General features: G+C 54.4%; 17 protein-coding genes and 1 pseudogene. 11 read left to right on the top strand and 7 right to left on the bottom strand.

All coding sequences use genetic code 11. The annotated features are described in order from the left end of the window. Positions 1 to 94 precede the first annotated feature (94 nt). Entirely contained in the window at positions 95 to 1,030 is a 936-nt protein-coding gene (locus FDK21_RS05715; RefSeq protein WP_198662853.1) for a LysR family transcriptional regulator, read from the top strand. 137 nt (positions 1,031 to 1,167) lie between these two features. Here the strand turns inward: FDK21_RS05715 and FDK21_RS05720 are convergent, their stop codons facing one another. Further along, positions 1,168 to 1,530 carry a hypothetical protein gene (locus FDK21_RS05720; protein ID WP_138147757.1) on the bottom strand — a complete coding sequence of 121 codons (363 nt, stop codon included), beginning with the start codon at positions 1,528 to 1,530 and terminating at the stop codon, positions 1,168 to 1,170. On the opposite strand from FDK21_RS05720, the gene FDK21_RS05725 reads away from it, so the two are divergent. The 5 genes from FDK21_RS05725 (at position 1,529) to FDK21_RS05745 (ending at position 6,985) form a co-directional block, all read left to right on the top strand. Further along, complete coding sequence (locus tag FDK21_RS05725) at positions 1,529 to 3,118, top strand: ABC transporter ATP-binding protein (RefSeq protein ID WP_138147758.1); 1,590 nt, start codon at positions 1,529 to 1,531, stop codon at positions 3,116 to 3,118. The two genes, FDK21_RS05720 and FDK21_RS05725, sit on opposite strands and share 2 nt — an antisense overlap. Next, on the top strand, positions 3,108 to 4,193 hold the full coding sequence (locus FDK21_RS05730; RefSeq protein ID WP_114008735.1) for an ABC transporter permease: 1,086 nt from the start codon (positions 3,108 to 3,110) through the stop codon (positions 4,191 to 4,193). Before FDK21_RS05725 ends, FDK21_RS05730 begins: the two co-directional genes overlap by 11 nt. After that, entirely contained in the window at positions 4,193 to 5,113 is a 921-nt protein-coding gene (locus FDK21_RS05735) for an ABC transporter permease (protein WP_114008734.1), read from the top strand. Before FDK21_RS05730 ends, FDK21_RS05735 begins: the two co-directional genes overlap by 1 nt. Before the next feature lie 124 nt (positions 5,114 to 5,237). After that, positions 5,238 to 6,305, top strand: a complete 1,068-nt coding sequence (locus tag FDK21_RS05740) for a BMP family ABC transporter substrate-binding protein (RefSeq protein WP_138147759.1) — start codon at positions 5,238 to 5,240, stop codon at positions 6,303 to 6,305. A 209-nt stretch (positions 6,306 to 6,514) separates the two neighbouring features. Continuing rightward, positions 6,515 to 6,985: a hypothetical protein gene (locus FDK21_RS05745; protein ID WP_138147760.1), complete on the top strand. Its 471-nt coding sequence runs from the start codon at positions 6,515 to 6,517 to the stop codon at positions 6,983 to 6,985. A gap of 70 nt (positions 6,986 to 7,055) precedes the next feature. Here FDK21_RS05745 and FDK21_RS05750 read toward each other — a convergent pair whose 3' ends face one another. From FDK21_RS05750 to FDK21_RS05760, 3 genes are all read right to left on the bottom strand, one after another. Beyond that, a complete protein-coding gene (locus FDK21_RS05750; protein WP_138147761.1) occupies positions 7,056 to 7,883 on the bottom strand; it encodes a transglutaminase-like domain-containing protein in 828 nt (275 codons plus the stop codon). A gap of 88 nt (positions 7,884 to 7,971) precedes the next feature. Continuing rightward, positions 7,972 to 9,012: a permease gene (locus FDK21_RS05755; RefSeq protein ID WP_114008731.1), complete on the bottom strand. Its 1,041-nt coding sequence runs from the start codon at positions 9,010 to 9,012 to the stop codon at positions 7,972 to 7,974. Between the two features lie 48 nt (positions 9,013 to 9,060). Continuing rightward, positions 9,061 to 9,354 (bottom strand): helix-turn-helix domain-containing protein, encoded by a 294-nt coding sequence (locus FDK21_RS05760; RefSeq protein WP_138147762.1) that lies wholly within the window; start codon positions 9,352 to 9,354, stop codon positions 9,061 to 9,063. A gap of 475 nt (positions 9,355 to 9,829) precedes the next feature. Here FDK21_RS05760 and FDK21_RS05765 point away from each other — a divergent pair, with 475 nt between their 5' ends. Further along, a complete protein-coding gene (locus FDK21_RS05765) occupies positions 9,830 to 10,198 on the top strand; it encodes a hypothetical protein (RefSeq protein WP_114008729.1) in 369 nt (122 codons plus the stop codon). A 76-nt stretch (positions 10,199 to 10,274) separates the two neighbouring features. Here FDK21_RS05765 and FDK21_RS05770 read toward each other — a convergent pair whose 3' ends face one another. Next, positions 10,275 to 11,843, bottom strand: a complete 1,569-nt coding sequence (locus FDK21_RS05770; protein ID WP_138147763.1) for an inorganic phosphate transporter — start codon at positions 11,841 to 11,843, stop codon at positions 10,275 to 10,277. Positions 11,844 to 12,187: 344 nt separating this feature from the next. Here FDK21_RS05770 and FDK21_RS05775 point away from each other — a divergent pair, with 344 nt between their 5' ends. The 3 genes from FDK21_RS05775 to FDK21_RS05785 all read left to right on the top strand — a co-directional run bounded on the left by FDK21_RS05775 (position 12,188) and on the right by FDK21_RS05785 (position 17,267). Next, entirely contained in the window at positions 12,188 to 12,814 is a 627-nt protein-coding gene (locus tag FDK21_RS05775) for a hypothetical protein (RefSeq protein ID WP_138147764.1), read from the top strand. 260 nt (positions 12,815 to 13,074) lie between these two features. After that, entirely contained in the window at positions 13,075 to 15,396 is a 2,322-nt protein-coding gene (locus FDK21_RS05780) for a GGDEF and EAL domain-containing protein (RefSeq protein WP_138147765.1), read from the top strand. Positions 15,397 to 15,569: 173 nt separating this feature from the next. Then, the gene (locus tag FDK21_RS05785; protein WP_171021955.1) at positions 15,570 to 17,267 is read left to right on the top strand and encodes an adenylate/guanylate cyclase domain-containing protein; all 1,698 of its coding nucleotides are present in this window, start codon (positions 15,570 to 15,572) and stop codon (positions 17,265 to 17,267) included. 79 nt (positions 17,268 to 17,346) lie between these two features. On the opposite strand, the gene FDK21_RS05790 is transcribed toward FDK21_RS05785, so the two are convergent. Together FDK21_RS05790 and FDK21_RS05795 are read right to left on the bottom strand one after the other, a co-directional pair. Further along, entirely contained in the window at positions 17,347 to 18,540 is a 1,194-nt protein-coding gene (locus tag FDK21_RS05790) for a PepSY-associated TM helix domain-containing protein (protein ID WP_171021956.1), read from the bottom strand. Positions 18,541 to 18,696: 156 nt separating this feature from the next. Then, positions 18,697 to 19,953 (bottom strand): Nramp family divalent metal transporter, encoded by a 1,257-nt coding sequence (locus tag FDK21_RS05795; RefSeq protein WP_245418430.1) that lies wholly within the window; start codon positions 19,951 to 19,953, stop codon positions 18,697 to 18,699. Positions 19,954 to 20,266: 313 nt separating this feature from the next. On the opposite strand from FDK21_RS05795, the pseudogene mntR reads away from it, so the two are divergent. Beyond that, a pseudogene (mntR, locus tag FDK21_RS05800) lies at positions 20,267 to 20,689 on the top strand (manganese-binding transcriptional regulator MntR); the annotation flags it as partial. Positions 20,690 to 20,729 lie beyond the last annotated feature (40 nt).

Here is a 20,729-nt window from a genome sequence, read left to right on the forward strand (position 1 = left end):
AGTCCGAAAAACTGCGTTTTCATCCTGACCGACTGCGTTTGACGGCAATGTGACTTTTCGCCGGGATTGTCTTCAAGCATGGTCGAGCCCAAATTTGTGGAGCAGACCCCTGGATCGCGCACGTCTTCTTTATTCCCCCGCCATGCGGTACTTTGCGGCTGTTGCCGAACATGGGGCCATTCGGGCCGCCAGCCGTGAACTGAATGTTGCCTCCTCGGCGGTCAATCGACAAATCCTCTGGCTGGAAGAAAGCCTCGGTGTGCCGCTGTTCGAGCGTGTCGGGCGCCGATTGCAATTGTCGCCTGCGGGAGACATCCTGTTGCGCCATGTGACGCACGTGTTGCGGGATTTTGAGCAGACGACATCAGAGCTTGATGCGCTCAAGGGCTTGAAGCGCGGGATTGTTCGAATTGCCAGCGTGGAGAGCGTGGCAACCGAGTTGCTGTCCGATTTGGCCGCTTCATTCGGCAAGAGCTATCCGGACATCCAGTTGCGGATCACAGTAACCCATTCGGACAAGATCGCCCGTCTGGTAACAGATTCTGATGCCGATATCGGGTTCACCTTTGATCCGCCAGATGATGATCTGTTGGCGGTCAACTATTCTCATCCGTTCGAGATTGGCGCTGTGGCTACGCGTGATCATCCATTGGTTAATCGCAGTGCCTGTGCTTTTGCCGATTGCCTCGATTATCCGATCATCCTGCCATCCAAAGGCCTCTCCTTGCGCACTGCGCTTGATCGCCTGCTGGCGGAGTCGGACAAGGATGCTTCGGTCTTTGCCGAAGTCAGCACCCTGCAAATGATGCGGCGATTGACAGCGCGGGGGCTTGGTATCTGTTTCCAGACGCGTATTGGTCTCAAGGACAATCTGGATCATTCTGACCTGCAGTTCGTGCCCCTGACCGATGAGCAATTGCAGCATAATACCCTGTCGATTGTCACCCATCAGCAACGGCAATTGAAACTGGCGCCAGCAATGTTTTTGGCGCATGCGCGACAATTCTTTGCCGATCTGTTCAATGGCTGACGGGTCGCATCCGGTTTCTGATGCACTCAAATCACTGTTGCAAGCGGATCAGAGGGGCTGGTCCGCTTTTTTGCGTCGTAGCTGTTTTATTGCGTCAGTGATGTCGTTTTTTGTGCAATAAGTACAAGTCCCTATTTTCAAAAGGCTTTTATCAGACTGACTCGATTTTCATGAATCTCCTGAAAATCTTTCAGTCTCTTTTGGTTATCACTCAAATAGACATCGATCACGATATGTGCACACTGCTGTTGGTTGCCTGAATAACTCTCTAATTTCTGCTGAAAAACGGCAACAATTTTGCAGGTTCCTATGACTTCCGTATAGATTGTCAGAGGAATGTCACTTAAACATGGACAGGAATTTGGCGGTGATCGGATCGATGCTTTATGTCCGGTTTGCCATGGATCGGGACCCAAAACCGGGCAGTGGATTGCTTCGTCAATCTCTTTGTCTTGGTGGCCATGTCCCCCCTCAAGAATTTCATGAAGACAGGCAAACATGACGGCCGTCCCCTTACTTCAAGCCAAGGGTCTTACCAAGGCATTTGGCACATTGTTGGCGAATGATTCCGTTGACCTTCTGGTTCAGCCCGGTGAAATCCACGCTTTGCTGGGTGAAAATGGTGCAGGCAAATCCACGCTGGTAAAGATGCTCTATGGCTCGCTTGAGCCGACAGCGGGAGAGATCTACTGGAAGGGTGAGGCTGTGCGCCTGTCCGATCCGGCCCATGCTCGCAAGCTGGGTATCGGTATGGTTTTCCAGCACTTTTCTCTTTTTGACAGCTTGACCGTGGTTGAGAATATCGCGCTTGCTCTGCCCAAGGGGCAGAAAATGGGAGCGCTTGCCAAGCGGGTTGAACAGGTCAGCATCGAATATGGTCTGCCGCTGAAGCCACACAATCTGGTTGCAGATCTTTCGGTTGGTGAGCGCCAGCGGATCGAGATTGTGCGTTGTCTGTTGCAGAATCCGCAGCTGATCATCATGGATGAGCCGACCTCGGTTTTGACACCGCAGGAAGCGGAGTTGCTGTTTGAAACCCTTGACCGGTTGGCCAAGGAAGGGCGCTCGATCCTTTATATCAGTCATCGGCTAGAGGAAGTGAAGCGGATGTGTGACACAGCTACCATTTTGCGCCATGGCAAGCTGGTGGCCCATTGCACCCCTTCGGAAGAGACGGCCTCATCGTTGGCGACCCTGATGGTCGGGACAAGCGTCAAGCCAGTGCTGCGCGACAAACCGGATCTGACAGATGCGCCGGTACGTCTGCGTCTCGACAATCTGGATCTGCTGCCCGAAGGGCCATTTTCCATCGAGCTGAAACGCATTTTTCTCGAGGTTCGGGGTGGTGAAGTGGTGGCGATTGCCGGTGTCGCGGGCAATGGTCAGTCTGAATTGTTCGATGCCATTTCCGGTGAACGCGACAGCGCAGCCGACGCGGTTTTGATCAATGACGCAGCAGTCGGTCACAAGGGCGTGACGGCGCGGCGCAATCTAGGCGCCGCCTTTGTACCTGAAGAGCGGCTGGGCCACGCCGCAGTTCCCGGTCTATCCCTGTCAGAGAATGTGCTGCTGACCCGTCACGGGTCGGACAAGCCGCTGACACGCAATGGTGTCTTCATCAAGCGAACCAGAGCGGGCAAGATTGGTCACCGTATTTCCGAGACCTTTGATGTTCGCAAGGGCGAGCCAGACCCGCATGCGGGCAGCTTGTCCGGTGGCAATTTGCAAAAATTCGTGGTTGGCCGCGAAATCGACCGGGGGCCGAGCGTGCTGGTGGTTTCCCAGCCAACATGGGGTGTTGATGCGGGAGCGGCATCCTTGATCCGACAGTCATTGCTTGATCTGGCGCGTGCAGGGACGGCGGTGCTGGTCATCTCACAGGATCTTGATGAAATCTTTGAAGTGGCCGATCGGATTGCCGTGATCAATGAGGGCACTTTGTCAAAAGCCGAACCGGTTGAAACCATGACGCTGGAGCGGATCGGTCTGTTGATGGGTGGCGTCCATGGGGTCGATCCTCATCTGGATGACATTCCTGTCGTTTCAAGTGAAAAGACCTCTGAAGAAGGAGGCTCCCATGCGTCTTGAATTGCAAAAACGCCGCGCCGCATCAAACATGATGTCACTCTTGTCGCCTTTGCTGGCGATCCTGCTGACTTTGGCAACGGGCGCGGTGATGTTCGGTTTGCTGGGCTTTCATCCCGGCCAGGCCCTGTTCGTCTATTTTGTCGAGCCGCTGCTCGACAGCTGGAGCCTGCAGGAGCTGGTGGTCAAGGCGTCGCCTCTGATCTTGATTGGCGTTGGGTTGACCATTTGCTACCGGTCGAACAACTGGAATATTGGTGCAGAAGGCCAGTTTACCATTGGGGCTATTTGCGGGTCGGTTGCGCCGATCCTGCTGCCTGACTGGCAAAGTGTCATGACGTTCCCGGTGATGATGGCGATGGGGGCACTGGGGGGTGGCCTGTTCGGCTATTTGCCGGCTTTGTTGAAAAACCGCTTTGGGGCCAATGAGATCCTGACCAGCCTGATGTTGACCTATGTGGCCCTGCTGGCGCTCGATTATCTGGTGCGTGGTCCATGGAAGGATCCGCAAGGGTTCAACTTCCCCGAAAGCCGTCTGTTCCATGATTTCGCTCTGACACCCAGTGTGTTTGAAGGAGGGCGAATGCATATAGGTGCGGTTTTCGCGGTGATTGCCGCCGGGGTCATCTTCGTGCTGTTTGCCCGCACGCTGAAAGGGTTTGAGATCAAGGTTCTGGGTGCAACGCCGCGGGCTGGCAGCTTTGCCGGTTTCTCGCGCGAGCGCATGACAGTCTTTGCTTTTGTCGTCTCTGGCGCTCTGGCGGGTCTTGCCGGCATCCTCGAGGTGGCTGGACCGATGGGGCAGCTTATTCCGACCATTTCACCGGGCTATGGCTTCACGGCGATCATCGTGGCCTTTTTGGGTCGTCTGAACCCGATTGGTGTCATCTTTGCCGGTTTGCTGCTGGCTCTGTCCTATCTGGGCGGGGAGGCCGCGCAGGTTGAGTTGGGCGTATCGGAAAAGACCTCCAAGGCGTTTCAGGGCATCTTGCTGTTTTATGTTCTGGCCTGTGACACGCTCATCCACTATCGCATCAAACTGGTCAGCACAAAGACCGTGAGCAAAGAGGCACACTGATGGAATTTGCAGAAGCATTGCTGATCTCGATCGTTACTGCCTCGACGCCGTTGCTGTTGGCGGCGATTGGCGAGCTCGTGGTCGAACGGTCCGGTGTGCTCAATCTCGGGGTTGAGGGTATGATGATCCTTGGCGCAGTCTGTGCCTTTGCGACCTCGCTAACAACGGGCAATCCTTATCTGGGTATTCTGGCCGGGATGGCGGGCGGCATCGCCATGGCGGCTCTGTTCGGCCTTTTGACGCTGGGGCTGGTGGCCAATCAGGTTGCGACCGGTCTGGCGTTGACGCTGCTTGGGCTTGGCCTGTCAGGGATGCTTGGGGAGCATTTTGTCGGCACGCCGGGCATCAAACTCGAACCGATTGCCATTCCGTTTCTGTCCAGTCTTCCGATCATCGGCAGGGGATTGTTTGCGCAGGATCTTCTCTTCTATATCGCCATCGCTTTGGTGGCAGGTGTCAGTTGGCTGTTGTTCAAGACTCGCTGGGGGTTGATCATCCGGGCGGTCGGTGAAAATCACGGCTCCGCGCATGCTCTTGGCTATAGTGTTATTCGGGTGCGGTTTGGTGCGGTGCTGTTTGGTGGTTTGTGTGCAGGTCTGTCCGGCGCCTATCTGTCGCTGGTCTACACCAATCTGTGGATCGAAAACATGACGGCCGGGCGTGGCTGGATCGCACTGGCGCTGGTTGTTTTCGCCTCTTGGCTGCCTGTTCGCATTGCGGTTGGTGCCTATTTGTTCGGGGCTGTTTCGATCCTGCAGTTTCATGCACAGGGCTTTGGGGTGGGCATTCCGTCCCAGCTGCTGTCTGCGCTGCCTTATCTGGCGACCATCGCCGCCTTGATACTTATTTCACGCAACCGGAATGTTGCGCGGGTCAATACCCCGTCCTGTCTTGGACAGGCCTTTGTTCCGGATCGATGATTGACTGTCGCAAGGCTGCCGACAGTCCAACAAACAGCATTCCGGATGGTCCTGTTCGGGATGCAGCAATCGCAAGCAAAGGATCCAGTCAATGGATCTGGCAACCATGAGAGGGATGCTTCAAATGAAAAAGCTTTTTGTAGCGGCGGCTGCCGTTGCTCTGGGTCTGGCCGCGGGCGCGGCGCAGGCTGCTGACAAGGTCAAAATTGGCTTTGTTTATGTTGGTCCGGTGGGTGATATGGGCTGGTCCTACCAGCACGATCAGGGTCGTCTCGCTGTCGAAGCCGCTTTTGGCGACAAAGTCGAGACCACGTATGTTGAGAATGTTTCCGAAGGACCTGACGCCGAGCGTGTGATCGAAAAGCTGGCCCGTTCTGGCAACGACATGATCTTCACGACGTCCTTTGGTTTCATGAACCCAACCATCAAGGTTGCAAAGAAATATCCAAAGGTGAAGTTCGAGCATGCGACCGGTTACAAGCGCTCCAAGAACGTTGCGACCTATGGCTCCCGCTTCTATGAAGGCCGCTACGTGATTGGTCAGATCGCTGCCAAAATGTCCAAATCCGGCACCGTTGGCTATATCGGCTCTTTCCCAATTCCGGAAGTGGTGCGCGGCATCAACTCCTTCCTGCTGGGTGCGCAGTCTGTCAATCCTGACATGAAGGTCAAGGTTGTTTGGGTCAACAGCTGGTTCGATCCGGGCAAGGAAGCTGATGCTGCCAAAGCTCTGATTGATCAGGGCGCTGACATCATCTCCCAGCATACCGACTCTGCGGCACCTTTGCAGGTGGCAGCGGAGCGCAATGTGCTCGGCTTTGGTCAGGCATCCGACATGATCAAGTTCGCTCCAAAGAACCAGCTCACCGCGATCGTTGACAATTGGGCAGACTATTATGTGTCTCGCGTTCAGGCTGCCATGGATGGCACCTGGAAAGCCGAAGACACCTGGGGTGGTTTCGACAAGGAAATGGTTCATATGGCACCATTCACCAACCTGCCAGACGATGTTGTGAAAATGGCTGAAGAAACCACTGCTGCCATCAAAGCAGGCACCCTGCATCCGTTCCACGGCCCGATCTTCAAGCAGGATGGGTCTCAGGCCATTAAAGAAGGCGAAGTGCTGGATGATGGCACCCTGCTTGGCATGAACTGGTATGTCAAAGGCGTCGACGACAAACTGCCACAATAAGGCGAGTTTGACGCTGCCCGGTTCGGGCAGGCCATAAACTTAAGAGCCCTCGGAAGGTGATATTTCCGGGGGCTTTTTGTATGGGGATGGTCGCTTTTTCGTGGGTAAGTAAAGTTATTGATCAAGAATAAGCAAAATCAACAAGAGACAACCGAAAATTGTATTTGTAGGGTTGCAAAATCGCAATTTGGAAAGATGGAAGTTGGATTATGAACGTTTCTGTAATTGGAACCCGCCTTTTGTTTGCCGGAGTGATGGCCTCGTTCATTGCGGCTTCTGTGACAAGTGTTGCTGCGGACGCCTATATGGACTCTGATCGTAAGACTATGAAGCAGGTCAAGAAACTCATGCGTTCAAACCAGATCCCAACCGCCATGTCCTGCGCCAATGCAGACAAGGCCGGGAAGTTTCTAAAGCCTGTTGTGTCCTTCAAAACAGTGCCCAACAAGGACAATCGCGGCTGGGTGGTTTTGGCGTATAAGGGTCAGCTGGATTTCAAACCTGTGATCCGCGATTCTAGCCAACCGTTTTCCAAGAAATATAGCAAGACACTGACCGCTCGCAGTGCGGGGCGCGCATTTCATTGCTCCTTGTGGATTGGGCCAAAAGGCAGCAATCGGGACAAACTCGTGAAGGGCTTCACCGCTTATACGTCTGGCACCCGCACAACCCTCAAGTGATAAGCCTCAAGACAAATTTAGAAACGCCCGGATGAGATGGTGCCTTGTCCGGGCTTTTGTTTGTCGGGCGTCAGAGCGCCACTCTGGAAATAACTGGAGATGAAGGTAAGAGCTGACCCTCTGTCAGCAGCCAAATGGGCTCAGCGATAAGCTTCATGTCCTTGATGCCGAGGGCTTGTATGTCCAATCCCATGGAGTGGGCCACAGCGTGGCGACAGCCGGGCTTGGGGTTGAGGCCCGCCTCGATAGCCTTGCGGCCCATTTTCAGGTGATGGGCAATGTCCCATTCAAGGCAGACGCCGTTATGGCGGCTAATGACCCAGCAATGCATGTCATTGCAGAGACCAGCCTTTTCTTCGGGGAAGAAATAGCCTGTGACATAGCCCGCTTCAAAGCCAGTGGCGCGCAAGGCGGCAATGAAATAGGTGTTGATGTCGACGCAGGAGCCTTCGGTCACACCGCATCCCAATGCAGGGACCTCGTCATGGCCTTCGTAAAACCGTTCTGGCGGGTGGCCATAGGTGAAGCGCTCTGCGGTGGCGCAGGCAATGGCTTGAATGCGGTCCGTGCCCGTCAGCTCTGGCGCAATGGTGTTTGCTTCTTCACACAGGGCGTCGGCCGCTCGGGTGAAGCGACTGTTGTGGAAACGGAAAATCGCATCGGGATAGGGCTGGGCGCTGTCATCATTCTGATAGGAATAGGTCAGGACAAGCTTTTCTGCTTGCGGGGTGATTTGCTGCAGGCCTTGACCGGTTTGGGTTTCGATGACCGATTGGGCAACACCCCCCTTTACCTGTAGACCAAGGCAGCGCTCGTGCGGGGTGTCAAGGCCGGTTGGGGCCAGCAGGATGCCGTTTTGGTCTCGGCAGTCAATTTCCAGTGTTACGATGCCAGTCATGGGTTCCTCGCGAGATGATTGCCTGCATTTTTTGGGGGGGCGTCCGGGATCAGAAACCCCGCCTTGATCATCAAGGCGGGGCGTGACATCAGATGAACAATTGGAAGATGGCGCCCGACAGAATGGCGCCAACAACCCCAAGCCCGAGATAAAGGGCAAAGACTCGGCGTTTGACCAGCGACCAGACCGCCGCCATGGCGGGGATCGAGCTGACGGCTCCGGCAACCATGAACGACATGGCCGCACCAGCACTCATGCCCTGTTCCATCAATCCGGCGAGAAGCGGCGGGGCAACATAGCTGTTGAGATATGCCGGGATGCCGACAAAGGCTGCAATGCCAATCGGCAGGATGCCGGACCCGCCAACCAGACCGGCAATGACCGAGGCCGGGACATAGGTGATCAACAGCCCTTCGAGCGTGTAGGCGAGCGCCAGCCACTTGATCAGAAACAGGGCATTGGTTTTCAACTCGCTCCAGAACAGAGCCTGACGTTTGTCTTCCTTCCAGAAGGGCCAAACAGGTTTTCCCGAAAAGGGTGAGGGGCCACAGCCGCAGGACGAGCATCCGACGGAGTTTTTCTTCAGTGGCTCGGTCAGCCAGCCAGCTTTGATCACGAAGGCAATGACGAAGCCGCCGAACAGCCCCAATGCTACAGCGGAGACAGCTTTGCCAACCGCAAATGGCCAGCCCAAAGCCGATGCCGTGATCAGAAGGGTCGGTGGGTCAATCAAGGGTGAGGACAACCAGAAGGCCATGACCGCTGACAAAGGCGCTCCCAAGGCCAGCAGACCCGCAATGAAAGGGATTACCTCGCAAGAGCAAAAGGGCGCGAGACCACCGAGCAAGGCGGCCAGAAAGATCATCCGGGTTTCCTTGCCCTTGAAGGCTTCAGCTACCATGGCTTCCGCGCCAGCGGCTTTGAGATAGGCAATCAGAAAGACGGCAAATGCGATGACTGGCAGTGTGCCCAGAAAAGCTTTGACCGCAATTGAGGTGACCGGGACCAGATTGGAAAAATCCAGAATTGCAACGCAAACCGGGGCCAGAATGACAATGGTCCATGGCGATAGCAACCCATTGAGCTGGGAGCGCCAGGTGGGGGAGAGACCTTGGGTGACTTCCGTCATGGGGAACCTCGTGACATGATCTGATGGAATGAAAGATTTGAACGCCGATCAGGGGCTCTCGTCGGCGCAGCATTCGTCGAGAATGTAGGTGGACAGTAGCTTCAGATGATCGAAGTTGGCCCTGTTGACGATCGATCTTCCGTGTTTTTCCTGCAGGATGACCTCGGCGGCTGCGAGGCACTTCAGGTGATGGGCCAGCGTTGAGGGGGCGATGCCGGTTCGCTCCTGAATGGTGCCGACGCTCAAACCTTCAGAGCCCGCACGCACCAGACAGCGCAACACCACCTGTCTTGCTTCCGAACCGATTGCAGCAAAGCCAAGGGCGGCCTGTTCCTGTTTCAACGTTTGCACCTCATCGTGAAATAATTCGAATAAACTAGTTTTATAGGTATATTGAATGGAATGTCAATCTTCTATCTGCGGATCGTGGCAGAAGAGGTCAAAGTGGTGTCAACTATATGAGTTGCCTATAATTTGATCACTATTTAAGGTAGAAAGTTGGGTATATTTTTGTGAAATGCGCGTATAGGTAGCGTCTTGGTACAAGTGTAGGGCTTGATTGTGTCCCAGATTTTCTGCATGATGAAGGTGCTGGTTTTCGATGACTTGTTATTATTGGCAGTGTCCTTAGGGTCTAGTATATGTGGGGGACTCGCTTCATTGGATGCTGCAAATGAGGTCCTTCCTTGTGATGGGCCTCATTTTTTTTGTATCTACGTGGTTTGGGAGGGAGATTGATTTCCCTTCTTGTATCGGTCGCTAAATCGACGATAGAGTGAAATCACTTAGTTGCGGCCCCTGATATGAGGCATTGCTGATGCGCACCTTCCTTTGTTTTTTGTTTCTTTCCAGTTTTTCCTTTCATGCTATGGCTGGCGATTATGTTTCTTCTGAAGCCCATGCCTATCGCATGTCCTGCAACAAGGATGGATATGTGCTGACATCCAGCTATCCGGTTTTTCGTTTTATCGAGGGTGGCGCGATGTCGCGTGTCGAGACACTGAACCCGGAGAAGATCTATTTGGGCCGAAGCTGTGATGCGTCGCACAAGGTGCTGGGGCAGGGGGAATGGTGCTGGGCCAATGGCGGCTTTCGCGCAACCTTTGATGGGCATGTGATCGGGTTTCCGCGCCAGGAGATCTATTGTTCCTCTGACAGTGCAGAGTTGACGCCGTGTGGCTGCTAAAAGCCACCATGATCCAAACGAAAAACCCGGCCTCGATGAGACCGGGTTTGTCGCAATGGAGCGATTGTTGGTCTGCTTAGATCATCATGCCGCGCAGCGTGTAGAAGAAAAAGGCTGCAAGGCAGGCAGATACCGGAACTGTAATCACCCAGGCCGATGCAATCTTCAAAAGAGACGAACGTTTGACCAGTTGACGCTTAAGGGCCTTTTTCAGCTTTTTCTGCTGAGCGGCGGAGATGGCCGCTTCCGGACCCATTTCTTTCAACGCACTGAGCATCAGGCGTTTGTCGTCCAGCGGGGCATTTTTGAATTCCATCAGCACCTCTTCGACATGGTCGATGTCCGGGTCGCCCTGATGCTTGGCCAGCACGGTTTCGACCACCCGGCCCATGCGCTGGTCGAGGAACTCACGCAGGAACCCAACGCCGAAAACAGCCCCTAATGCCACATGGGTGGAGCTGATTGGCATGCCGAGCTGGCTGGCTATGATCACAGTTACGGCCGCCGCAAGCGCGATACAAAAAGCGCGCGAGCGATCGAGCTCGGTAATCTCGCTGCCGACGGTGCGGATCAATTTCGGCCCGAACAGCGCCAGCCCGACGGAAATGCCAATCGCGCCAATGACCATGACCCACATGGGTATGCTCACCTTGGCGGAACCGGAGCCTGAACTGAGTACTTCGACGACACCTGCCAGCGGGCCCACGGCGTTGGCGACATCATTTGCACCATGAGCGAAGCTGAGAAGCGCTGCCGCAAAGATCAGCGGCACGGTGAAGAGGCTGTTGACGCTGTTCCTGTCTGGAGCCAGGTCCTTTGTTGCCCGGGCGACCATCGGCTTGACGATCAGATAGCAGAGCACCGCGACCGCTGCACCAGCCATAAGCGCCGTGCTGAAATCAATCTTGATGAGCTTTTTGATGCCCTTCAAAGCAAGATAGGTGGTGAAGGCCCAAGCCATGATGGAAATCATGATCGGGACAATTCGCCGTGCGGCTGCCACCGGGTTGGGTTGGAAGAAGACCAGTCTCTTGAGCATGTAAAGGGTCAGAGCCGCAACGATGCCGCCCATGACAGGGGAAATCACCCAACTGGCGGCGATTTTTGACATTGAGCCCCAGTTGACGACTTCCCAACCGGCCGCCGCAATGCCTGCGCCCATCACGCCACCAACGATCGAGTGGGTGGTCGAAACCGGTGCGCCGAGCCAGGTTGCCGCATTGAGCCAGATGGCCGCACCCATCAAGGCTCCCATCATTGCCCAGACAAAGACATCCTTGTTGCTCAGATCTGCCGGATTGATGATGCCTTTCTTGACGGTGTTGACCACTTCGCCCCCGGCGATGATGGCGCCGCCTGCTTCAAAGATGGCGGCAATGCCGATTGCCATCGTCATGGTCATCGCGAAGGAGCCGACTGCAGGGCCAACATTGTTGGCGACGTCGTTGGCTCCGATATTCATGGCCATGTAGGCTCCGATCACCGAGGCTGCAATCAACAAGAAGGATTGTTCAACATGGGCAAACTGATTGCCTGAATAGATCATCACTGCCACAATGAAAATGACTGCAGTGCCTATCCGTCCCACTTCGGTTCGACTGAGATCGGTCGCATTCTCAATTTTCACATAGTCACGAATCTTCATAGTCCCTCCAGGACATGTCATTCTTCGGCGGGTCGGTCTCCAGCTGCATGTCTTGGTTGGCAGCGTTGGAACTCAGGACAAAGTAAAACTCCAATGCTCGAAATCGAGCGGTCTCGCGAAGCGCTTTATCAAAGCGGACACGAAAATCATCGAAATTTCTCGACATATCGACAGTTTCTTGAGGGTTTGGCGCACTGATTGCTCTTTTGCTGTTCCCAAGCGGGGGGATTTGTTGATACAAGCGACCTACAATTTTTGGTCGCCCGGGTCCCAAATATGGTTTCGATAGGAAACTTATGGTCGCGCGGTTCAAAATGTCTCTCTGCCAAACCCTGTGGGTTGTGATGAAACGCCTCTCTTCTCTCGCGCTGTCCGTTTTTTTGTTTTCAACGCCCGCTCTGTCTTGTCTGGATGACGTCAGAGGAGAGCTGGATGGCAGCGGAAAGGTTTTTTCCGAGACCGTTGAAGCGCTGGACAACAAGACGTTCCGGGAAAGCTATTGCGCCTTGTCTGCAGCAGATCAGACTGTTGCTCTGCGTCTGTTCGACAGTGCCTTCCGCAACCATGAGGGCAATGACCGGGCAACCTTGGCTCGGTTGTCGATCATGATCCCGGATATTCGGGAGAATGTCGCCTTCGTTGCTCAAAATGGCGAAATCCGCGAAGTGGACGGCGAGTGGGAAAGCATTGGCATCATGCGCCTGATTGAGCATATGCAGGTTCGCTTTCCATCAACAAAGTCCGTGCTGAGTGATGCTTATGTCCGTGAGACAGCGGCCCTGTTCGATGCGGCCTTCGAGGCCGTTACGGCCAAAGAGGAACAGTCGGACAATGAAATCACACAATCTCGCCAGACGATTGCCGACTATGAGCGCAAGATTAAGGACTTGATGGATCGCATTCAGTCCTTGCGTGATGTGCGGCACAAATACCGATCGATGCGACAAGAGCTGGAACTACAGATCCGCTGAACCTTTCGCAGGTTTCTGCGATCTTCCGCATTAGTGCGTATTCCTTGATCCCCTCAGAATTTTAGACATTATTGCCTGCTGCGGCTGTGCTGTTGCACCGCATTCTGTCTCGCCTGTCTGCTAACATGAACAAATCATTGCACAAATGCCCCAACTAGTGGGAAGCGCATTAGGTTTATTTTGACATTTCGATTCTAATTTTAATCGAATTACTGATTAAGGCGTCCAAAATTCAAGCATATTGCAGGCGAGGGTTGAGCATGTTCAACATCACGGGACTATCATGGAAGAGACTGGCTGGCATGGTGATGCTCCATGTGTTGCTGAACTCCCTTGGTATTCTGGTCGCGCTTTCTTTGATCGAGGGGGCAATTGCTGGACCACTCGCAGTTGCCGTGGTGTTTGCCATCAACGGGATCAGTGCATTCACTCTGATGAGCGTGATCAAACGGCGATACCGGAAGCATAATGCAATTTTGACCCGCATCTTTGACGCCATGCCTGACGTCGTCCTTGCCAAAGATTATGATGGCAATTTTGTTTTCTGCAATGAAACGGTCGCCTCACTTTATGGGGCTAAGCCTGAAGACATGGTTGGGAAAGATGACTTCCACTTTACCGGCAACCGGGAACAGGCGGACTTCTTCCTTGAAAATGTTCAGGCCGTGATGAACAGGAATCAGATTGAGCAGGTTTATGAGGATTCCACCGATACGGAAACCGGTGAGGCTCGCCACTTCCAGTCGCTCAAGATTCCGTTTCGTGACATCAATGGCGATCCTAAAATTTTCGTACTGGCCAAGGATATCACCGATATCACCAAACTGAAGGTGGAGGCGGATCGCAACAAGAAACGGTTGCAGCAGGTTCTGGATTTGTCTCAGGAAGGCTTGTGGGAGTGGAATGCAAAAACCAATCAGGTGCTGCATAATCACCAGTGGGAATTGATTACCGGGGTTCAGGGGAGTGACTGTTCCTTTGCAGAGTTCGAAAGCTGTATTCTGGTTGAAGACCGATCAAAGGTGCGTCAGGCGCTGCAGATGCTGGTCGAGCGCAATTTGCCATATTCCATCGAGTTCAGGATGAAACGACCGGATGGGAAGATCATCTGGGTTTGGGATCGTGGCAAGGTGGCAGAGTTTGATGAAGCTGGGCAACCGCTTTGGCTGGTGGGTATTGTTCAGGACATCACTGAAGAGAAGCTCAATCAGGAAAAGATTACGCATCTCGCCTATTATGATCAGTTGACAGGTCTGGCAAACCGCACCCATCTGGAAGAAGAAGTGAAGGTCGCTATCGAGGACAGTCGGCGAAGAGATGCCTATAACGCGCTTTTGTTCATGGATCTGGATCGCTTCAAGCTTCTCAACGATTCCCACGGGCATGACATGGGAGACCGGCTTTTGCAGGAAGTAGCCAAGCGGCTGACCAACTGCGTCGGGGCCGGAGACACCATCGCCCGGTTCGGCGGCGACGAGTTTGTGGTTTTGCTCACCGGTATTGATGCAACGAGCGAAGCGGAAGCAGCCCTTTTGGCGGAGGACACCGCGCAGGCTATTCTCAATAGCTTCGAAATGCCATTCCAGCTGGGTGAAGTGGAATATTCCTGCTCCTCCAGTGTTGGTATCGCGATCTTCTCGACCGATGACATGTCGCTTGATGAATTGCTCAAACAGGCTGACATGGCGATGTATGATGCCAAGGGGGCCGGACGCAATGCCATTCGTTTCTTTGACCCTGAGATGCAGACGGCAGCGTATAGCCGTGCCGTGCTGGAAGCAGATCTGAAGCGTGACCTGAATGCGGGAAAACTGGAGCTCTATTATCAGCCTCAGATCAACAGTGGCGGCCAAATTGTCGGTGTTGAAGCCTTGTTGCGTTGGCCCCATGACGATCTGGGGATGGTGCCGCCAGCAGAATTTATTCCTATTGCGGAAAGCTCCGGTCTGATCCTGAGCCTTGGTGACTGGATCCTGAAAACGGCCTGTTTGCAATTGTCCGAGTGGGCGAAAGACCCGATCCTGTCGAAGCTGGTTCTCTCGATCAATGTCAGCCCTGTGCAGCTGCATGCCAAGGGGTTCGTCCGGTCGGTCATCTCCGCGCTGGAAGAAAGCGGCGCTCCTGCCGACAAGCTGAAGATCGAAATCACCGAGAGCATGCTTGTGCGCAATATGGACGAGTGCATTTGCAAGATGCTGAATCTCAAAAAGTACGGGGTTCTGTTCTCGCTGGATGATTTTGGCACTGGCTATTCGTCTCTATTCTATTTGAAGGAAATGCCGCTCGATCAGCTCAAGATCGATCAGAGCTTCGTGCGCGACATCCTGATTGATCCCAACGATGCCGCGATTGCCGAGATGATTGTTGCCCTTGGCAAAACCCTTGGTCTGAGTGTGATCGCCGAAGGTGTCGAAACGGAAGCACAAAGAGTGCGTTTGCAGCAACTGGGTTGTCATGCCTATCAGGGATACTTGTTTGCCCGACCGATGCCATTGAAGGACTTTGCCTTGTTCACCCGGAGTTTCAATCGTGGAACTGGTCAACAAGCCTTGCTTGATGATGCCGTGGCATTCGTCGCCTAAGCCTGATGGCCTGATTGGTGAGCCTTTCAGCGCGGCACATGTCTTGGGTGATTTGCTTGGGTGATGTGACTTGGTTTGCGCTTTTCATCCATGGCCAAAATGAGTAGGCTTTCCCGCATGCGTCTCGCACGTGCGGGGTGATGGTTTGCTCTCTTGGATCATTGGCGATCGGTATGGAAAAGTCTCTTGCAAGCAACCGGCGCCGTTGGCCTCGGTTGCCTATTTCGGTGATGCTAGGTGTCAGCGTCGGCGCACTGCTGATCATCACAACGATGATCATTATCTTTTACATGGGCTCGCATGCGCGACAGTTGCTCGGTCAGCAGATCGCTTTGGAAACCAAGCAGCGGGTGACGCGCCTGTCGGACGCCGTCAATGGGCATCTTGATGACGTCGAGCGCCTTGCCCAGATGATTCATCTGGGGCTGTCTCCACTTGATGAGGTCAAGGCTCGCGAAACGCTGATTGTCTCTGCGCTATCGGCGCGTGCTGCTCCCATGCGTATCACGCTTTCGGATCTATCCGCGATGCGCACCGCCAAGGGTGCCGTTGAGTTGGCCAGCGCCGGAGATCCTTCTGTTGAAGCGGTTGCCAAGGGCTGGTCCAAGGTGCCGGAAGATGGAGCTCTGCTCTATCACCTGCCAGCGGCCTCCAACAAGGCCAATGCGGTGTCCATCACCCTTTTCCCCGCAGCTTTGTCCAAGACAATTGCCGACGTGAGTGACTTGAAGCGGGAGCGGTCCTATCTGTTGGCCGACAAGACCAGCCTGATGGCTCATTCCAGCTGGACCACGGATGCGCCGCCCAGCTCATTGCCATTGGCCAATGCAGGCGATCGGGACTTGCGTAACATCTGGCTCCATTCGAAGGATTATCGGGATTTGCCGATTGAGAATGCCCATATTGACCGGGGAGACAGAGGAAAGCGGGTCTTTACCTGGACAGACATTGCCCGGCCAAACATCACCTTGATGGTCGGTTTGCATGCGGAAGCCAAGATATTTGGCGCAGTCTTTTCCGAAAACCGGACAATGGTTTATGCATCATTGGGCATTGTTGCGCTGTCTCTGGCTATTGGCGTTTTCATCAGCATCATGATTGGACGACCGATTGAAAGGTTGGCAATAACAGCGCGAAAAATGGAGAATCTTTCGCTCGAGGAGATGCCGGAGCTCAATGAGTCGATGATGAAGGAACTGGATGAGGCCAACAGTGCGATCCTGTCTGCGTTTCGGGCGTTGGGTGCCTTTTCCAAATTTGTACCGCGCGATGTGGTGCGGCAGGTGATGGATGGCACGGCGATCGGGGCTGACCGGACCGAGCTACGCAACATGACGATCATGTTCACCGACCTTGCCGGGTTCACTACATTGGCGACACAAAAATCTCCGCAGGAAACGGCGACGCTGCTGAATGATCACTTCGAGATGGTGACAACCATCGTTGATCAGGCTGGGGGAACGGTCGACAAGTTTCTTGGCGATGGTGTGATGGCCTTCTGGGGGGCACCCGTGCAACAGCCTGACCATGCGGAGCGGGCGCTGGCTGCGGCCCGAGACATTTTGACGGCCTTCGAAGCACGCGCGGATGAAAGCATGCGGTTGCGGATCGGGATTTGCACGGGGGATGTGCTGGTCGGGATCAGCGGCTCCAAGGTTCGGATGAATTATACGGTGATTGGCGACACGGTGAATGTTGCTGCGCGGTTGCAGGAGCTTGGCAAGGAAGTGGCAGCCGATGCCCGCACTGTGGCTCTGGCTGGTGGCTCCACCGTCGATGCGGTTGCTGAATGTACCGGGTGGTCAGTTGTCGGCCAGAAGACCTTGCGGGGGCGGCAACAACCGATTGATGTCTATCGGTTTGATAATTGAGCAGGCTTTTCCTGCTGCCAAAAACGATGCGCCAACAACCAGTTGGTGGCGCATCTTTGTTTTCGTGACCTGTTGGAGGCTAGTTGTGCAACAGGGTGCGGTTTGGCTTGGCCCGTTTCACAAAGAGGGGACTGATCAAGCGACGCCATGCGAGGGCAAGACCGGTCCAGACCAGGAAAAGTGATGCCACCGAGGCGAGGCCTGCCAAGGTTTGGCCAATGATGCCATAGACTTCGCCGGAATGCAGGAAGCGGATATAGCGTTTGAGGGTCTGGGTTGGTGTGGCCAATTGATCCGGTCCCTGTTCCTTGATCACGTCTCCGGTTTCGCGGCTATAGGTGATCTGCTGTTGCAAAGCAACCTGTTTGCCATTGCCCCGGTCGATCAGCACATCGACACTTTTTGCCTTCTCATTGCCCGGCACGATGATGGACAGGCTGTTCCAGTCGTCACGTACGAGGCGCGCTTTCTCATAGATGGCCTGAAAGGAAACCAGCTCTTCGACAGGTTTGTTCGACACGCCGCTGCCTGAGGACTTGGCCCACATGCCACCACCTTTGCCTCGACCCATCGGGACATCAAGGCCTGCGGTCTCGAACACCAGTTTGTTGGCCCAGCCATAGGAGATGATCACCCCTGTGCCGACCACTGCGATGAGCGGGATCAGCATCCAGAAGGCAAAGACGTGATGCCAGTTAAAGTCCCGGGCTTTGGCGGTCGGCATCTTGGTGAACAGGATGCGCTGTTTCAGAAAATACCCTTTCCACCTTTTGGGCATCCAGAGATAGATGCCTGACAGGATCAGGAACAGAAATGCCAGATTGGCGGCTTTGGCAATGTCAGCTCCAACGCTGTTGCGCCCGCCGGCCAGACTGCGGTGCAGGTCTTCAACAAACTCAAAGAAACCTTCGCTCGGATTCGTTTCTGTTGCAATGAATTGACCGGTGTAGGGATCAAGCAGCTTGTAATCGTGCCGCCCCGCCTTCACGGCAACCGGCTTTGTGGAATCTTTGTAGATGTCAAGCGTGGTCGTGCGGCCCGAAAAGACAGGGCGGGCAATGGCCACCAGTTCATCGGTGGACAGCATTTCGGCCTTGTCGACGCTCGGGGCCACCGATGGCTCATAGGCTGCTTTGATCTGGGCTTCATAAGTGAGCAATGCGCCGGTCAGGGCTAGCACGAACACAACGATGCCTGTTGCGATGCCGACACCCAGATGGGTCCAGAACAGAATACGGCGGAAAAGGGATTGGTTGGGTTTCTTGGTCAACATAGCTGAACTCCGGTCCAAGAGTTTCATGGATATTTGACCAAGATACTAGTCCCGCTGCGTCGCACAACTGTGTCAAAAAATAGCAGATGTGTCGTGGACTGTAACAGGATTGCAGCCAGTTACAGTTCGTTACAAAGGCGCTATGGTGAGTTCCCTTTATCCTGCAAGGAAGGGTATAGGCACACCAAAAGCATCAGCCAGCAAAATGAAGTTGAGGCTGAGCACTGCGCTGGCACCGATCATCGACAGCAGGCGGACGACGGGACCTGTGGCGTAAGGACCCATAATGTCTTTGCGAGAGGTGAAAATGATCAGGGCGATCATCGGCACTGGAAGGGCGATAGACAGGATCACCTGACTGATGACAAGGGCCTGTGTGGCGTTGGCACCCATTGCGACCACCACAAAGGCAGGCAGCATGGTGACCAGCCGGCGGAGTAGCAAGGGCACGCGGAAGCGCAGGAAGCCTTGCATGATCATTTGGCCAGCCATGGTGCCGACGACAGAGCTGGAAATGCCCGACGCGATCAGCGAAATGAGGAAAACGCCAGCCGCTGCACCACCGAGCAAAGGGGTGAGCATGTGATAGGCGGTCTCGATTTCGGCCACTTCGCTATGGCCCTGATGAAAGGCGCTCGATGCCATCATGACCATGGCCATGTTGACCATGCCTGCGATCGCAAGAGCGATGACCACTTCTGTGTTGGAGAATTTCAGCACCCGTTTGCGGTCTTCTTCATTGCGGATTTCGGATCGGTTCTGGGTCAGGCCGGAATGGAGATAAATGGCGTGGGGCATGACGGTCGCGCCGATGATGCCAACGGCGATGGTCAGCGCGGTGGCGTCGGCCAGTTCGGGAGTGACCATGCCGACTGCGGCATCGCCCCAGCCAATCGGGGCAATCAGAATCTCCACCAGATAGCATAGACCAATGACACCAACCATGGCGCCAATGATCAGCTCCATCGGTCGGAACCCTTTGTTTTCGAAAAGCAATATACCGTAGGTGACTGTCGCTGTGATCCCCATGCCTGCCATCAGCGGCATGTCGAACAAAAGAGCAAGGCCAATGGCTCCACCCAAAAATTCTGCAAGGTCGGTTGCCATGGCGGCAATCTCGCTGACGAACCACATCACCCAGACCATAACAGGCGAGAAGTTATCCCGTGACAATTCAGCCAGATTTTTGCCTGTGACAATGCCCAGACGGGCGGACAGGGCCTGAAACAACATGGCGATCAGGTTGGCGACCAGCACCACCCAGAGCAGTTTGTAACCATATCCGGCACCCGCTTGAATGTTGGTGGCATAGTTGCCGGGATCCATATAGGCGACGGAGGCGATAACAGCGGGGCCAGCAAAGAGAAGTTTGCTGCGAAAACCGCGCCTTTCTCCTGACAAAACGGCATTCATGCCTTCTCGTGTTTGATCTGTGGCGAACATGCTGGTCGAACTTCTTCAGGGCTTTGGGTGAAAAGTAGTCTGGCTTAGAAATATAGCCAAGGCTACATCTCGTGCAATAGGCAAATATGTCGCGCCTTATATTTATGCGATTTGACAAATTGATTTTCCAAAGGTCAAACTGTACCCATGGCTATAAAGGATAATGAGGCGTGATCAATTGATCCGAGCCATCGCAGGTGTGTTCGCGATAAGCGGCCGTTGCATCTCGGGATTGAGTTCACCGCCAGACAATACGGCATAAAGCCGAGCCAAGGATAAGGACGGACATATGAGCAAGCAGACCTTGCAGGCACAGAGATTTGCCCGCGCTCGGGAGGCGCAAGCCAAGGCGGTTCTTGAGGACTATGTCGAAATGATCGGCGATCTGATGCAAGAGCTTGGGGAGGCGCGCATTGCTGACATTGCGGAGCGTATGGGGGTGGCCCATCCCACTGCAACCAAGTCCATTGCACGACTGAAACGGGAAGGTTTGGCGATGTCTCGGCCCTATCGCGGGGTCTTTTTGACAGAAAAAGGCGCCAAGCTGGCCGACAAGGTGCGGGCGCGGCATCGTTCCGTGGTCGATTTGCTGGTGGCTGTCGGGGTGCCCAAGGAAACAGCCGAGGCCGATGCAGAAGGCATCGAGCATCATGTCTCAGAAAGAACTCTGGCTGCGTTCGAAGCCTTTCTTGCGCAACGGGGTTAGGGCTGCTGCACTCAATTTCATGTGCAATGACATGAAGACA

Origin of the sequence: Cohaesibacter sp. CAU 1516, from assembly GCF_005771485.1 — a bacterium.
GTDB lineage: Bacteria > Pseudomonadota > Alphaproteobacteria > Rhizobiales > Cohaesibacteraceae > Cohaesibacter > Cohaesibacter intestini.